Source organism: Achromobacter sp. SIMBA_011 (genome assembly GCF_046535435.1).
Classification (GTDB): domain Bacteria; phylum Pseudomonadota; class Gammaproteobacteria; order Burkholderiales; family Burkholderiaceae_B; genus Achromobacter; species Achromobacter dolens.
Window position 1 is genome coordinate 217,407 of record NZ_JAWRWN010000003.1, and the last position, 15,155, is coordinate 232,561.

At 67.3% G+C, this 15,155-nt stretch carries 10 protein-coding genes; 7 read left to right on the top strand and 3 right to left on the bottom strand.

All coding sequences use genetic code 11. The features are described 5' to 3' along the window. Position 1: 1 nt before the first annotated feature. The 3 genes from SB816_RS14085 to SB816_RS14095 all read left to right on the top strand — a co-directional run bounded on the left by SB816_RS14085 (position 2) and on the right by SB816_RS14095 (position 5,101). Positions 2–3,229, top strand: coding sequence for an error-prone DNA polymerase (locus tag SB816_RS14085; protein WP_410547174.1), 3,228 nt, complete (start codon positions 2–4; stop codon positions 3,227–3,229). 153 nt (positions 3,230–3,382) lie between these two features. Further along, a complete protein-coding gene (locus SB816_RS14090) occupies positions 3,383–3,763 on the top strand; it encodes an I78 family peptidase inhibitor (RefSeq protein WP_049073382.1) in 381 nt (126 codons plus the stop codon). 309 nt (positions 3,764–4,072) lie between these two features. Next, positions 4,073–5,101 (top strand): MerR family transcriptional regulator, encoded by a 1,029-nt coding sequence (locus tag SB816_RS14095; protein ID WP_054484293.1) that lies wholly within the window; start codon positions 4,073–4,075, stop codon positions 5,099–5,101. A 132-nt stretch (positions 5,102–5,233) separates the two neighbouring features. Here SB816_RS14095 and SB816_RS14100 read toward each other — a convergent pair whose 3' ends face one another. Next, complete coding sequence (locus SB816_RS14100; RefSeq protein WP_410547175.1) at positions 5,234–6,133, bottom strand: LysR family transcriptional regulator; 900 nt, start codon at positions 6,131–6,133, stop codon at positions 5,234–5,236. Positions 6,134–6,241: 108 nt separating this feature from the next. On the opposite strand from SB816_RS14100, the gene SB816_RS14105 reads away from it, so the two are divergent. The 4 genes from SB816_RS14105 to SB816_RS14120 all read left to right on the top strand — a co-directional run bounded on the left by SB816_RS14105 (position 6,242) and on the right by SB816_RS14120 (position 10,482). Continuing rightward, a complete protein-coding gene (locus SB816_RS14105) occupies positions 6,242–7,114 on the top strand; it encodes an aldo/keto reductase family oxidoreductase (RefSeq protein ID WP_410547176.1) in 873 nt (290 codons plus the stop codon). Positions 7,115–7,186: 72 nt separating this feature from the next. Then, positions 7,187–7,837 carry an NUDIX hydrolase gene (locus tag SB816_RS14110; RefSeq protein WP_049073378.1) on the top strand — a complete coding sequence of 217 codons (651 nt, stop codon included), beginning with the start codon at positions 7,187–7,189 and terminating at the stop codon, positions 7,835–7,837. Between the two features lie 90 nt (positions 7,838–7,927). After that, on the top strand, positions 7,928–8,770 hold the full coding sequence (gene prs, locus SB816_RS14115; protein ID WP_144658096.1) for a ribose-phosphate diphosphokinase: 843 nt from the start codon (positions 7,928–7,930) through the stop codon (positions 8,768–8,770). A 20-nt stretch (positions 8,771–8,790) separates the two neighbouring features. Next, positions 8,791–10,482: a nicotinate phosphoribosyltransferase gene (locus SB816_RS14120; RefSeq protein ID WP_410547177.1), complete on the top strand. Its 1,692-nt coding sequence runs from the start codon at positions 8,791–8,793 to the stop codon at positions 10,480–10,482. Between the two features lie 134 nt (positions 10,483–10,616). Here SB816_RS14120 and SB816_RS14125 read toward each other — a convergent pair whose 3' ends face one another. Together SB816_RS14125 and SB816_RS14130 are read right to left on the bottom strand one after the other, a co-directional pair. Then, on the bottom strand, positions 10,617–13,616 hold the full coding sequence (locus SB816_RS14125) for an autotransporter outer membrane beta-barrel domain-containing protein (RefSeq protein WP_410547178.1): 3,000 nt from the start codon (positions 13,614–13,616) through the stop codon (positions 10,617–10,619). Between the two features lie 532 nt (positions 13,617–14,148). Then, positions 14,149–15,111, bottom strand: coding sequence for a LysR family transcriptional regulator (locus SB816_RS14130; RefSeq protein WP_410547179.1), 963 nt, complete (start codon positions 15,109–15,111; stop codon positions 14,149–14,151). Between the last annotated feature and the right edge of the window lie 44 nt (positions 15,112–15,155).

Consider the following 15,155-nt stretch of genomic DNA (forward strand, 5'->3'; position numbering starts at 1 on the left):
CATGCACGCGCCCGACGATCCCCATGACGACGCCCCCGGTCCGCCTGCCGGACTGCCCGGCTACGCCGAACTGCAATGCCAGTCGAACTTCTCGTTCCTGCAGGGCGCCTCGCACCCCGAGGAACTGACCGCCCGCGCCGCCGAACTGGGCTATGCCGCCCTGGCCATCACCGACGAATGCAGCCTGGCCGGCGTGGTGCGCGCCCACGTCGAGGCCAAGACCCAGAAGCTGCCGCTCATCATCGGCGCCACCTTCCGGCTGCGCGCCGGCCCCGAGGCCGCGCCGCTGGACCTGACCCTGCTGGCGCAGACCCGCGAGGGCTACGGCAACCTGTCCGAGCTCATCACCCTGGCCCGCACCCGCGCCCCCAAGGGCGAATACCGGCTGGCGCCCGAGGACTTCACCGCCCCGCCGCCGGGCTACGAACACCTGCGCCACCTGCCCGAATGCCTGGCGATCCTGTCGCCGGTCTACGGCGACGACCCCGACCGCATGGCGCAGCAGGCGCGCTGGCTGGCCGCCACCTTCCCGCGCCGCGCCTGGGTCGGCCTGACCCTGCTGTACCGCTCGCGCGACGACCTGCACCGCGCCGCCGTCGACCGCGCCGCGCGCGCCGCCGAACTGCCGGTGGTGGCGCTGGGCCAGGTGCAGATGCACGTGCGCTCGCGCAAGCCGCTGCACGACACCCTGACCGGCATCCGCACCCACCAGTGCGTGTCGCAATGCGGCTACGCGCTGGCGGGCAACGCCGAGCAGCACCTGCGCACCCGCATGCGGCTGGCCAACCTCTATCCGCCCGAGGCGCTGGCGCAGACGCTGGTGGTGGCGCGGCGCTGCGCCTTCTCGCTGGACGAACTGCGCTACGAATATCCCGACGAGATCATCCCGCGTGGCCACACCCCCGCCACCTACCTGCGCCAGGAAACCCTGGCCGGCGCCGCGCGGCGCTTTCCGGGCGGGACGCCGGACTACGTCAGCGAGCAGATCGAAAAGGAACTGGCGCTGATCGCCGACCTGCAATACGAGGCCTACTTCCTCACGGTCTACGACATCGTGCAGTACGCCCGCGACCACGGCATCCTGTGCCAGGGGCGCGGCTCGGCCGCCAACTCGGCGGTGTGCTACTGCCTGGGCATCACCGAGGTCGATCCGCGCCGCGGCAACAACCTGTTCGAGCGCTTCATCAGCAAGGAACGCAACGAGCCGCCCGACATCGACGTCGACTTCGAACACCAGCGGCGCGAGGAAGTGATCCAGTACATCTACCGCAAGTACGGCCGCCAGCGCGCCGCCCTGACCGCCGTGGTGATCTCGTACCGCCCGCGCAGCGTGCTGCGCGACACCGGCCGCGCGCTGGGCGTGGACCCGGGCGTGATCGACGCGGTAGCGCGCGCCCACCAGTGGTGGGACAGCAAGCAGGAAATGCTGCGCACGCTGGGCGCCTGCGGCCTGGACCCGGAATCGCAGGTGGCGCGGCAGTGGGCCGCGCTGGCCCAGACGCTGATGGGCTTTCCGCGCCATCTGTCGCAGCACCCCGGCGGCTTCGTCATCTCGCGCGGCAAGCTGTCGCGGCTGGTGCCGATCGAAAACGCCGCCATGGCCGACCGCAGCGTGGTGCAGTGGGACAAGGACGACCTGGACGCGCTCAAGCTGCTCAAGGTCGACGTGCTGGCGCTGGGCATGCTGTCGGCGCTGCGCCGCACCCTGGAACTGGCCGGCCAGCGCCGCGGCCAGCCGCTGCGGTTGCAGGACATTCCCGAAGGCGACGCCCCCACCTACGACATGATTTGCGAGGCCGACACCATCGGCGTGTTCCAGATCGAATCGCGCGCCCAGATGACCATGCTGCCGCGCCTGCGGCCGCGCGAATACTACGACCTGGTGGTGCAGGTGGCGATCGTGCGGCCCGGCCCGATCCAGGGCGGCATGGTGCATCCGTACCTGCGCCGCCGCCAGGGCAAGGAAAAGGAAAGCTACCCCAGCGAGAAAGTGCGCGGCGTGCTCAGCCGCACCATGGGCGTGCCGATCTTCCAGGAACAGGTGATGCAGATCGCGGTGGTCGCGGCCGGTTTCTCGCCCGGCGATGCCGACCAGTTGCGGCGCTCCATGGCCGCCTGGCGGCGCAAGGGCGGCGTCGACAAATACCGCGTCAAGCTGGTGGGCGGCCTGCTGGCGCACGGCTACACGCTGGACTTCGCGCAGGCGCTATTCCGCCAGATCGAGGGCTTTGGCGAATACGGCTTTCCCGAAAGCCACGCCGCCAGCTTCGCGCTGCTGGCCTACGCCAGTTCCTGGCTCAAGCGCCACGAACCCGAGGCCTTTCTGGCCGCGCTGCTCAACTCCCAGCCCATGGGCTTTTACGCGCCGGCGCAACTGGTGCAGGACGCGCGCCGCCACGGCGTGCGGGTGCTGCCGGTGGACGTGACCGTCAGCGGCTGGGACGCGGCGCTGGAAACCGCGCCCGCCGACGCGCCGCCGCGCCGGCCGCATCCTCACGCGCCCTCGCCGGACGAAATCCGCCCCGCCGTGCGCCTCGGCCTGAGCCTGATCCAGGGCCTGCACCAAGACAGCGCCCGCCGCATCGAGGCCGCCCGCGCCGAGGCCCCCTTCACCAGCACCGGCGACCTGGCCCGCCGCGCCGCCCTGACGCGCCACGACCTGAACGCCCTGGCCGCCGGCGACGCCCTGCGCACCCTGGCCGGCCACCGCCGCCAGGCCAGTTGGGAAGCCGCCGCCAGCGTCCACAGCCGCGACCTGCTGCGCGACGCCGACATCCACGAAACCGAGATGCCGCAACTGACCGCGCCGACTGAAAACCAGACCGTGGCGGCCGACTATCGCAGCGTCGGCCTGACCCTGCGGCGCCACCCCGTCGAGCTGCTGCGGCCGCAACTGGCGGCGCGCAACTTCCAGCCGGCCAGCGTGCTCAACGGCTACCCCGACAAGCGCGTGGCCCGCGCCTGCGGCATCGTCACCGTGCGCCAGCGGCCGCAGACCTCCAAGGGCGTGATCTTCGTCACGCTGGAAGACGAAACCGGCCCGGTCAACGTGGTGGTGCGCCCCGAACTGATCGAACGCCAGCGCCGCGAGCTGCTCGGCGCCACCCTGCTGGGCGTGTATGGCTCGTGGCAGAGCGTGGACGGCGTGCGCCACCTGATCGCGCAGCGGCTGGTGGACCTGTCCGAGCTGCTGGGCGGCCTGAGCACGCCCAGCCGCAATTTCCACTGACGGCAGTGCGCGGCGGCCGGCGACGCTCCGGGAATCGACCGGACGCCACGGCCAAGCGCCGCGCGGGCGGCTGGTCTATGATGGATTTTCCGCGCCGCCCGCCCGCCCCGCGCCGGCCGCGCCGTGGAGACGTTTTCTATTTCAGGAGTGATCATGATCCGCAAGCTGATTCCCGTTCTGCTGGTTGCCACGCTGAGCGCCTGCGCCAACACCGGAGCCCCGCGTTCCTCATCCTCATCCGCCGCCTCCAGTTCCGCCAGCTCGCCCGCCGCGTCCGACAGCTCCTCCGGCGCATCGTACGGATCACCCTCCGCCCAGGCCGGCGCCCGCAAGACCTGCGACGCCGCCGCGCTGCAATCGCAGATCGGCCAGAAAGCCACCCAGTCCGTCCTGGAAGACCTGCGCACCCGCAGCGGCGCCGCCACCGCCCGCATCCTGCGCCCGGGCCAATTGGTCACCATGGAATACAACGACACCCGCCTGAACCTGATCGTCGACGACAAGGACGTGATGACGGCGATCCGCTGCGGCTGACGTCCCGGCATTCACGGCAAGACGGGCGCAACGGGCACACTCGCCCGCGCCCGCTTCTTCCAGACGGCGCGGCGGCCCGCGTTGTCCATGGACATCTCCCCCGGAGCCGCGCCGCCCGCGGACAACCATCCCCAAGCGAATGACCGGCCAGCCCCACAGGCCGGGCCGGCGCGCCAGCAAGCTTGCCGGCGCGACCGCCCCCCTGCACGCCCGGCCCACGAATCGATCCACAAATCGATCCGCCAACGCTTGACCCTTACGTAACGTCATGCCCAAAAGTTCGGCCTGCGCCATTCACGAAGGAACCCCATGCGACTGAAAGTAGGAGAACTGGCCAAGCGCAGCGGACTGACCGTCCGCACGCTGCACCACTATCACGCGATCGGCCTGCTGACGCCTTCGGCGCGCGCCGACAACGGCTACCGGCTCTACGGCCGCGACGACATCGCCCGACTGCACCAGATACAGGCATTGCGTCGCTTCGGATTGCCGCTGGCCGAGATCGGCGCCTACCTGGACCAGCCCGGCACGCCGCTGGACGAGATCATCGCCAGACAGATCGCGATGCTCGACAGCCAGATCCAACACGCCACCCGGCTGCGCGAACGCCTCGCGCAGTTGCAAGGCCAGTTGGCGATGGGAACGGAGCCGGAACTGGCCGATTGGCTGACCACTCTGGAACTGATGAACATGTACGACAAATATTTCTCCCAGGAAGAACTGGCGCGTCTGCCCATGTACCGCCGAGGCCCGAACGACGACGCCGGCTGGCTTGCGCTGATCGCCGACGTGCGCCGGCAGATGGACGACGGCGCCCCGCCCGAGGACCCGCGTTCGCAGGCGCTGGCCCTGCGCTGGATGACGCTGCTGCTGCGCGACACCAACGGCGATCCGCGCCTGCTCGTGAAGCTCAACCAGATGCACGAACGGGAACCGGCCATGCAGGAACACATCGGTATCTCGCCGGCCATGCGCGACTACGTGGTGCGCGCCTTCTCCGAAAGCAAGCTGCGGCTCTACGAAAAACACCTGACGCCGGACGAGGCCCGGTTCATGCGGGCGCATTATCACGACCGCGCCGGCGAATGGCCGGCCCTGATGGCGCGGGTGCGCGACGCGATCGATGCCGGGCAGGCGCCCGACTCGGCCGCCGGCCGCGAACTCGCGCGGCAATGGCTGGAACTGTTTTGCAGCTACGCCGGCAACGATCCCGCGACCCACGCGAAATTCCGCCACGCCCTGATGACCGAGCCCGAACTGACCGCCGGCACCTGGGCCGATGACGCCACGCTGGCTTTCATGCGCCAGGCCATGGGCGCATTGACGGCGGCGCGCTAAGCGGCGTCGGCGTCCGCGGACACGGACGCCGACGCGGTTACGGTCGAGGTCGTCGTCGCGGTCAAGGCCGCGGTCGAGGTCGAGGTCGAGGTCTCGGTCGCCGTCGCGGTGACAGTCGCAGCCGCGACCGCGCTACCAGCGCGCCGCCTGGACGAAATCCACGAAGGCGCGCAACGGCGCCGGCAGATAGTGCCGGCCCGGAAAATACAGCAAGGGGCCGGTGAAGCTGGGCCACCAGTCCGCCAGCACCGGCTCCAGTTCGCCCCGATCCAGGTACGGCTGCAGCCAGTCCTCGAACAGATAGACCACTCCGGCGCCCGCCACCGCCGCATCGACCGCCAGGTCCACCGCCGCCCCCAGGCTGACGATCAGCGGACCATCCACCTCCACCGTGACGGACTGGCCGTCGCGTTCAAACGCCCACGCCGGCATCGCGCCGCTGGTGAAACGGCCGCGCAGGCACAGGTGCTGGCGCAGGTCTTGCGGATGTTGCGGCCGTCCATGCCGGGCCAGATACCCCGGCGCGGCCGCCGCCGCCATCCGCTGGCGCCGCGGCCCGATCGGGACGGCCACCATGTCCTGGTCCATGCTTTCCTCGTAGCGGATGCCCGCGTCGCAGCCCGACTGCAGCAGCTCGACAAAACGATCGTCGACGATGACCTCCAGCCGGATCTCCGGATACTGCGCCAGAAACGGCGGCACGATGCGCGGCAGCACCAGCCGGGACGCCGCCAGCGGCACATTCAGCCGCAGCCGGCCCGCCGGCCGGTCACGGAAACTGTTGGCCACGTCCAGTGCCGACTCGACCGCGTCCAGCGCGGGCGCCAGTTGCTCCAGCAGGCGCTGCCCGGCCGCCGTGGTCGCCACGCTGCGCGTGGTGCGGTTCAGCAGCCGCAGGCCCAGCCGGGCTTCCAGCCGGCGCACCGCCTCGCTCAACTGCGACGCGCTGGTCCCTGTCTGGCGCGCCGCGCCACGAAAGCCCCCATGCGTGGCCACCGCGACAAAGGCGCTGATGTCTTGAAGGTTGGACACGGCAAGCCCCAATTGTTCGCTATTCCGCACAAGCTGTGCGATTACCAGGGATTGTCGCACGCCCCGCGCCGCCCTAGACTCGCTGTCATTCCCTCCCTGGAGCACGTCATGACCTCGATTCAACAAGCCCGCGCCTATGCGCTGGGCGACCTGACCGTCAACCGCCTGGGCTACGGCGCCATGCAACTGGCCGGCCCGCACGTATTCGGACCGCCCAAGGACAAGGCGCAAGCCCTGGCGGTGCTGCGCGAAGCGCTCGAACTCGGCATCAACCACATCGACACCAGCGACTTCTACGGCCCGCACATCACCAACCAACTGATCCGAGAAGCGCTGCACCCCTACCGCGACGACCTGGTCATCGTCACCAAGGTCGGCGCGCGCCGGGGCGACGATGCCTCGTGGCTGCTGGCCAATTCCCCCGCCGAACTCGAATCGGCCGTGCACGACAACCTGCGCAACCTGGGCCTGGACGTGCTGGACGTGGTCAACCTGCGCCTCATGTTCGACGTGGCCGGCCCCGCCGAAGGCGACATCGAACAGTCCTTCACCACCCTGGCCGAATTGCAGCGCAAGGGCCTGATACGCCACCTGGGCCTGAGCAACGCCACCGCGCGCCAAGTGGCGCAGGCGCGCGGCATCGCCGACATCGTCTGCGTGCAGAACCAGTACAACATCGCCCACCGCGCCGACGACGCGCTGATCGGGCAGCTTGCGCAAGATGGCATCGCCTACGTGCCGTTCTTCCCGCTGGGCGGCTTCTCGCCGCTGCAATCGGCCACGCTGGAGCGCGTGGCCGCCGACTGCCAGGCCACGCCGATGCAGACCGCGCTGGCCTGGCTGCTGCAACGCTCGCCCAACATCCTGCTGATCCCGGGCACCTCGTCGATCGAACACCTGCGGCAGAACGCCGCCGCGGCCAGCCTGGCGCTGCCGCCGCGGGCCGTGGCCGAACTGGACGGGATCGGCGCCGCGGGCTAGTTCAATGGGCGCGGTTGACCAATCCGCCGCATAGTGGCACCTTACCCCGAAGTGCCACGCCCGGAACCCCACTTGGACCACCCACAGCCCCTCGTCACCGTCGACGCCGTCCTGCTCACCCTGCGCGAGACCGGCCTGGAAATCGCCCTGCACCCGCGCGACCGCGCGCCGTTCAAGGGCGCCATGGCCTTGCCCGGCGGCGTGGTGCACGTGGATGAAGACGCCAGCACCGAAGCCAGCATCCGCCGCGTGCTGCGCGAGAAGACCGGCTTCGAGCCGCGCTACCTGGAGCAGTTGCAGGTGTTCTCCGGCCCCGACCGCGACCCGCGCAAGTGGTCGCTGTCGGTGTCCTACGTGGCGCTGGTGCCGGCCGCCGAACTGGAGGCGGCCCCGGCGGGCTTCCGCTTCGTCAGCGTGGACGCGCTGCCGCCGCTGGCCTTCGACCACGCCGACATCGTCGCCGCCGCCGTGGCCCGCCTGCGTGGCAAATCCAGCTACTCCACCCTGCCGTTCTTCCTGCTGCCCGAACGCTTCACCCTGACCGAGCTGCAGCGCACCTACGAAGCCATCCTCCAGACCACCCTCGAGAAATCGAACTTCCGCCGCAAGATGGAAGCCTGGGATGTGCTCGAAGCCACCGACGACTACGCGCTCGGCGCGCAGCGTCCCGCCCGCCTGTACCGCCTGAAAGACTTCGCCCTGTTCGACCGCAGCGTCGGCTGACCTCGCGCCGAACTCCACTTAGTTGCAAACAAACAATAAGTAGGCTTATACTTGCCTCACTTAGTTTTAATTTGCCACTAAGGCCAAATCATGTTCACCCTCACCGCGGTAGTAGCAGGACAACGCCACACCGATACGCCCAGCGCGTTCGTATTCCCCGGCGGCGAAAGCCAGGTCACCGTGCCCGCTGCCTTGCAGGCCCGCGCCGACGCGGCCAGCGAATTCCGCATCCACGCCCTGCTGAAATCGGCCGACGACGTCATGCAGTTGCTGCTGCTGACCGACGCCTTGCGCCGCCTGAACCCGGCCGCGCCCGTGCACCTGGACCTGCCCTACGTGCCCTACGCCCGCCAGGACCGCGTCTGCAATCCGGGCGAGGCGCTCGGCGCGGCGGTGTTCTGCAAGCTGATCAACGACCAGCAATACGCCACCGTCACCGTGGTCGAACCGCACAGCGACGTCACCCCCGCCCTGCTGCAACGCGTCCGCGTCATCGACGCCGCCGCCTTCCTGAAGAACGCGCTGGCCAACCCCGCCTTTGCCAACGGCGTCACCCTGATGGCGCCCGACGCCGGCGCCCGCAAGCGCGTGCAGGCCCTGGCCAAAAAGCTGGGCGTGGCCGACGTGCGCTACGCCGAAAAAGTCCGCGACCCGCAAACCGGCCGCATCACCGAAACCCGCGTGCCCGACGACATCCCCGCGCAACCGGTGCTGGTGGTCGACGACATCTGCGACGGCGGCCGCACCTTTCTGGAACTGGCCGCCGCCCTGCGCGGCAAGACCGACCAGCCGCTCTATCTGTACGTCACCCACGGCCTTTTCAGCAAAGGCTTCGTCGAACTGAATGCCCGCTACGCCGGGATCTACACCGCCTATGACTGGACCGCCAGCGAAGGCGCCGGCGCGCCCGTGGTCGTCACCCCCAACAACTGAGCACGAAGAAGGACTCCATCATGAATGCCCCCGTCCCCGCCACCAAGAACGGCATCAACCCCTTGCTGCAGGCCGACTTCTACAAGACCGGCCACCCCTTCCAGTACCCCAGGGGCACCAACAAGATCCTGGCCAACTTCACCCCGCGCTCGGCCCGGCTGGCGCCGGTGCTGCCCGAACTGTTCGACAACAAGATCGTCTGGTTCGGCCTGCAAGGCTTCATCAAGGAAATCCTGATCGACCTGTTCAACCGCGAATTCTTCGGCAAGCCCGCCGGCGCCGCCGTGCGCCAGTACCAGCGCCGCGTCGACAACGCGCTGGGCAAGGGCGCGGTCACCCTCGATCACCTGCAGGCGCTGTATGACCTGGGCTATCTGCCGCTGGAAATCCGTTCCCTGCCCGAAGGCGCCCGCGTCGACATCCGCGTGCCGCCCGTCACCTTCGTCAACACCAGGCCGGAATTCGCCTGGCTGGTCACCTACATCGAAACGCTGTTCAGTTGCGAATCGTGGAAGCCGTCCACCGTGGCCACCATCGCCTTCGAATACCGCAAGCTCCTGACCTACTTCGCCCGCCTGACCGGCAGCCCGATGGACTTCGTCAACTGGCAGGGCCACGACTTCTCGATGCGCGGCATGGCCGGCCTGTACGACGCCCGCAAGAGCGGCGCCGGCCACCTGCTGTCGTTCACCGGCACCGACACCATCCCCGCCATCGACTATTTGGAAGACCTGTACGGCGCCGACTCGGACCGCGAACTGGTCGGCGGCTCGGTGCCCGCGACCGAACACTCGGTCATGTGCCTGGGCAGCAAGGAAGGCGAAATCGAGACCATCCGCCGCCTGGTCACGCAGGTCTATCCGGCCGGCATCGTGTCGGTGGTGTCGGACACCTGGGATTTCTGGCAAGTGGTCACCGACTTCGCCGCCGCATTGAAGTCGGAAATCCTGGCGCGCCAGCCTGATCCCTTCGGCAACGCCAAGGTCGTGTTCCGCCCGGACTCGGGTGATCCCGTGAAGATCCTGACGGGCTACTTCTGCACCGACATACCCAGTGTGGAAGACGCCGCGGCCCTGGCCGCCGCCCGCCGCGACGGCTTCGAAGCGGTGCGGGATATCGAGACTGGCCGCTACTGGCGCCTGGACGACGACGCCCGCGCCAGCCAGGCGCTGCGCGAGGCCGAAGTCAACGGCGCGGTGCAATGCCTGTGGAACATCTTCGGCGGCGTCGTCACCGAGCGCGGCTACAAGCTGCTGGACCCGCACGTCGGCCTGATCTACGGAGATTCGATCACCCTGGCGCGTGGCCGCGACATCCTGGTGCGGCTGGAAAGAAAGGGATTCGCGTCGGGCAACGTTGTGCTTGGCATTGGCTCGTACACCTATCAATACCTGACCCGCGACAGCTTCGGTTGGGCGCTGAAGGCGACGTATGCCGAGGTCAATGGCGAGCCGCAGGAACTGGTGAAGGACCCGGTCACCGACTCCGGCGTGAAGCGGTCGGCCAAGGGCTTGCTGCGGGTCGATGAGACAGCGACGGGGTATGTGTTGCACGACCAGCAGACGCCGGAGCAGGCGGCCGGCGGCGCGCTGGTGCCGGTGTTCCGGGATGGGGTTCTGCTGGTGGAGCAGGATCTGGCGCAGATCCGGGAACGGTTGCAGGGGTCGTGGGTTTGTCCGGAGCCGGGGAGCATTGAATGGGGACGGCGTTGAAAGGATAGGCGGCGGCGCGTCCACTGCGGCGCGCCGCATCGGTAAGCCCGATCCCCTCCATGCCAGGAGCGCCTGCTGGAGGGCATAACAATAATTCCTGGCGAGCTTACGTCAACGAAGGGAGGGTTCGCACATCACCACGTGTACTTCACGCCGATCCGCCCCACGTACTGGTGGTAGTCTTGCGCGCCCCAACTGCCGGAAGCGTTGACCCACCCCGTCCAGCCCTTTGTGAAGTCGGCATGAACGCCCAATTTCAATTCATATCGATCCTTGGGATACAGCCCCCCCACGGGCAGTTGATTGAAAGACACGGAGCTGTCGACGCTGCTGTGCCACCAATTCAAGGTCGCGAACGGCTGGGCCTTGCGGTTATTGCCCAGGTCGAGCGTGGTGAACGTGCGCACGCCCAGCCGGGTAATGGTTCCATTGGAATCGGCACGATTCACCCGGGTGCCGTTCTGCTCCGTGATGCTGTCGGTGTTGGCGTCGACATAGATCACTTGAGCCTGCGGCTCCAGCATCCAGTTTTCGCGCAGCTTGAATGCGTAGCCGGCCTCCGCTGACACCGCCCACGCCTGGGAGTCATAGTCGACGCGGGGCAACTCGCTTCCCTGCACCCGGTTGTTGAACCAGCCATATTGGAACCACGTGTCCACATAGGCGCCCAGTTTGGTTTCGTCGTTCTGAAACCACGTGCCGTAGACGCCCGCGCTGTAGCCATTGACGCGGCCTTTTGCCTTGTATGGGTTGCCGTCGGCGCGGGCCGTGCTGTCGGCCGTCCCGTAACCGAGCATGGCGCCCACATGCAAACGATCAGTCTCTGAAAAGAGCTTCCATTGCGCGAGGTCGCCGCCGCCCTGCAGCAGGAACAGATCGGTGCTGACGTCGAAGTTGCCGTCGCGGCTGTGGGTCCCCTCCCACTTTCCCACCGCGCGCAACCAGAGCGCCTTGCGCTTGCGCTCGTCCGTTGGGAACTGCTGCGATTCGATGAACTGAGGTTCTCCCAGCCGATCATGCATGCTTTGCACGAACATCTGTCCGACCAGGCGCTGGTTGGCCAGGTAGGCGGCGACCTCGGGTCGATACAACGGCTCGGGGTCGGGAGTGGGTCCGGGAGGTGCTGGCGGCGCCGGCGGCACGGGCGGCTCCGGTTCCTTTTCCGACCGCAAGTACCAGCTTTGATCGGCGGGCGACGCGGGAGAGCCCCGGTACAACCGATATTCGTAGGGACCCGCGACGGCGCGTCCGGACAGGGAAAATGCGGACGACTGGGTCGTGGCCCCATTGATGGCATCGACGACCTTGATGCCGGCGGCCGTGGTCAACGCGCCCGGACCGCCGGCATTGGCGATGCGCAAGCCCGTGGCCCCCGTCGCGGCGCCGCCGTCTATCACCAGCCGGTCCGAGGGGGAGCTATCGTCCCCAAGGTAGGTGTTCAAGCCGATCAGGCCGCCGCCGGAGCCGGAGTAGTTGACCGCGGTCAGGGTCTTGAAGCTGCCTGCCGAGGGCGGCGTAAAGAGAATCTGGCTGGCGTTGTTGCTCAGGGTGGTGACGTTGGAATTCCCGGACATGTTCCACACCGAGCCGCTATTCAGTGAAACCGTGGACGTCGCGCCGGCCTCGGTCAGCGCGGAGCCATTGAGCGTGGCGCCCGACGCGTCGATCGTCGCCACGCTCACCGGGCCGGCTGCCGGCGCGATCAGGCCGCCGGCCAGGATCGAGACGCTCACGCCCGACAGGTCGGGCGAGTTGACCCCGGAAGCCGTAATCGCATCGGGCGCCGCCAGCGGGTTGGCGACAAGCGTCGGTCCCCCGATGACGCGCAGCCATCGGGGTGCGCCCGTGACTTGCGTACCTGTCAACGTGACTTGCGCAGCGCCCCCATTGACCGCGATGGCATCGGATTGCGCGCTGGTCAGCGTGCCGCCCGTCAAGGTCGCGGTAGCCGTGATTCCCGCATCGCTGTTCAGCCCGAGGCCAACCGCGGTAGGGCCGCTCGCCAGCAATGTGGCATTGTTCGCGGTCAGGGCGCCGTTGATGACCCGCGCGGCGAAGGCGCCCTGGCCGGAGGTGCTGACCGACGTGCCGTCCACCGAAATCGCCGCCCTGGCGCCGCGGGCGTAAAGGCCGTGGGAATTGGTGCCCTGCGTCTGGATGGAGCCGCCGGTCAGGCTCAGTGCCACGTTGTCAGTGGCCGTCGTCCCCCATGCCGTCGCGCCGGGAGCATTATCTTGCGTGGATATGGCCGTAACGTTGGTGCCGATCACGCGGGAATTCGCGCCATAACTGAGCAGGTTGTATCCCGAGACGCCCTGCGTGGTCACTCGTGCATTTTGCAGCGTGATGGTCGACCCCATGACCGCATAGACGCCGTAGGCCGACGCGCCGGACGCGGTCACCGTGACATTGGATGCGTTGATCGCGGCGGCGTTCGCGAACAGGCCGCTGCCGCTGGCTCCCGTCGTGGTGATGGTGGTGCCATTGACGGTGGCATCCGAGCCGATGGAACCGACGCCATAGGCCACGTCGCCGGCGGTGGAGATCGTACCGCCCGTGATCAATAAACTGCCGCGCACGCCATTCAATGCGTTGGCAAGCGCCCCATAGGCGCCATAGGTGCCGGTGCCATCCCGATAAGCATTGCCACGTGTCTGGATGGCGACGTTATTGAGCGTCACTCGACTGCCGAAGGCATAAGCGCCCGACGCGCCCAGGCCTTCGGTGAGGATATTGGCCCCCGTCAGGGAAATACTGCTGTTGTGGCTGGCGACCGCGCCGTAGGAACCGACGGGCAGACCGCCAACAATGCCGTAGCCGCCAGTGGTATGGATATTCAGGCCGCCGGTGGAGACCGCCGATACCCCGGTATTTCGTGTCCACAGCGCGGCCGACGCATTGCCCGTGGTCGTGAGGGAGGTGGTGACGCCGGGCGTTGCGCCGCTTCGAAAGCTGATCGTACCGCCCGTGGCGTAGATGGCGAATGCATTGAAGTTGCTTGCGGAAAATGACACCGGCCCGGGGCTCGACCCGGCCGCGGGATCGACAATCAACGTCCCGCCCGTCACGGACGACGTCGTCCCTGCGGTGGTGATCGTGGTGCCGCCCACCACGGTGGTGGTGCCGCTGCCCACGTTGACGGGCGTTCCTATCGTTCCCGGTCCGACTGTCTGGGCACAAACGTAGGTTGCCGCGGGTAATAATGACCCCGTCGTTGCCAGGGGGTATAACCAACGCAGCGCCGAGCGCCGCGGACCCGATGATCCTGATACTAACCAGCGTTTCATGACCATTCTCCCGAAGTTGCGAGACAAAACTCACACGGCAAGACTTGATGAAACTGGCAATATCTCTGATTTGGGAAAAAATCCTAGCACACACCCGGGTTTTTAGTCGCAAAAAATAGACTATCGCTTCGCGGCGTAAGCAAGACGTGGCGAAAATGCCGCTAAGGCCCCATTAATGTTAGTGCGCCCTGTTAATCCTCTAAAAACATGTGACGGCGACGACTTTTTAAAACAGACCGGCAGCCCGCATACTGATTCAGTCGCCTTTGCACTCGATTCCAGGAATAATCCAGGCGCTTCCCCCGGGAGCGGAAAACATCCACGCCGCAATAGGGAGAGTGCCACTATCCCATCCAAAACCTGGTGTTTTCACAGACCATTATTTCCCCGCCCCCACCGCCGGCGGCACATGCGGCAGGAACGCCCCCGCCACCTCGAACGCGCATTCTTCCCGCGCAATATCGATCACCCGCGACACCACCGGATTGACGATGCTCTTCTTGTGCACCGCGTAGTAATTGATCGTCGGCAGATCCGGCTGGACATCCAACTGGCACAGCGCCCCGCGCTCGACCAGCGGCGCGAAATACGCTCCCGGCAGATAGCTGATGCCCAATCCCAGCATGGTCAGCTGCGCCATCATGCCCAGGCTGTTGCAGGTCAGCACCCGCTTGACCGACAGGCCCTGCTCGGCGAACCAGGCATCGTATAGATGCGACAGCGCCGAATTGGTCGGCTGTGAGATCACCGGGTACGGCGCCAGGTCCTGCGGCGCCAGCCTTGCCGAGAAATCGATGTCCAGCGACGGGCTGGCCATCCAGACGTTGGTCACCGCGCCCAGGTGGACGCAGTCGTATTGATAGCTCCAGAACGGTCCCGGCATGATGGCCAGGTCCAACTGATCCTGCTCCAGCCGCTCATACAGCGTGATGCCGCCATCGATCTCGGGCATCAACTGCACCTTGGGATAGCGCAGGCTGATCTGGTTGACCAGCCGCGCCAGCCAGGTCATGCCGACCAGCTCGGTCACGCCCAGCCGCACCACGCCCTCGAAACTGGCCGGGTCGGCCATGTTCTGCACGATGCGGCTGTTCAGGTCCAGCATCTCGCGCGCCAGCTCGAACAGCTTGCGGCCCTGGGCCGTCAGCACCAGCTTCTTGGCGCGGCGCTCGAACAGCGGCGCACCGGCGAAGGCTTCGAGTTCCCCTACCCGCTTGGCGACCGCCGACTGGGTGGTGTGCAGCTTGCGCGAGGACGCGCTGAAGCTGCCCAGTTCCGAGCTCCAGTAGAACGCCTCCAACTGTTTGAGGGTGTACATCGCGGCGGTGGACGTGAAATGCATGAAGAACCCTCACATTATCGTCGACAGGCGCGCGGCTGCGCGCC

Coding starts and splice junctions, on each gene's coding strand:
- SB816_RS14085 (WP_410547174.1), top strand. CDS start 2: ATGCACGCGCCCGACGATCCCCATGACGACGCCCCCGGTCCGCCTGCC.
- SB816_RS14090 (WP_049073382.1), top strand. CDS start 3,383: ATGATCCGCAAGCTGATTCCCGTTCTGCTGGTTGCCACGCTGAGCGCC.
- SB816_RS14130 (WP_410547179.1), bottom strand. CDS start 15,111: ATGCATTTCACGTCCACCGCCGCGATGTACACCCTCAAACAGTTGGAG.
- SB816_RS14120 (WP_410547177.1), top strand. CDS start 8,791: ATGAATGCCCCCGTCCCCGCCACCAAGAACGGCATCAACCCCTTGCTG.
- SB816_RS14095 (WP_054484293.1), top strand. CDS start 4,073: ATGCGACTGAAAGTAGGAGAACTGGCCAAGCGCAGCGGACTGACCGTC.
- SB816_RS14105 (WP_410547176.1), top strand. CDS start 6,242: ATGACCTCGATTCAACAAGCCCGCGCCTATGCGCTGGGCGACCTGACC.
- prs (WP_144658096.1), top strand. CDS start 7,928: ATGTTCACCCTCACCGCGGTAGTAGCAGGACAACGCCACACCGATACG.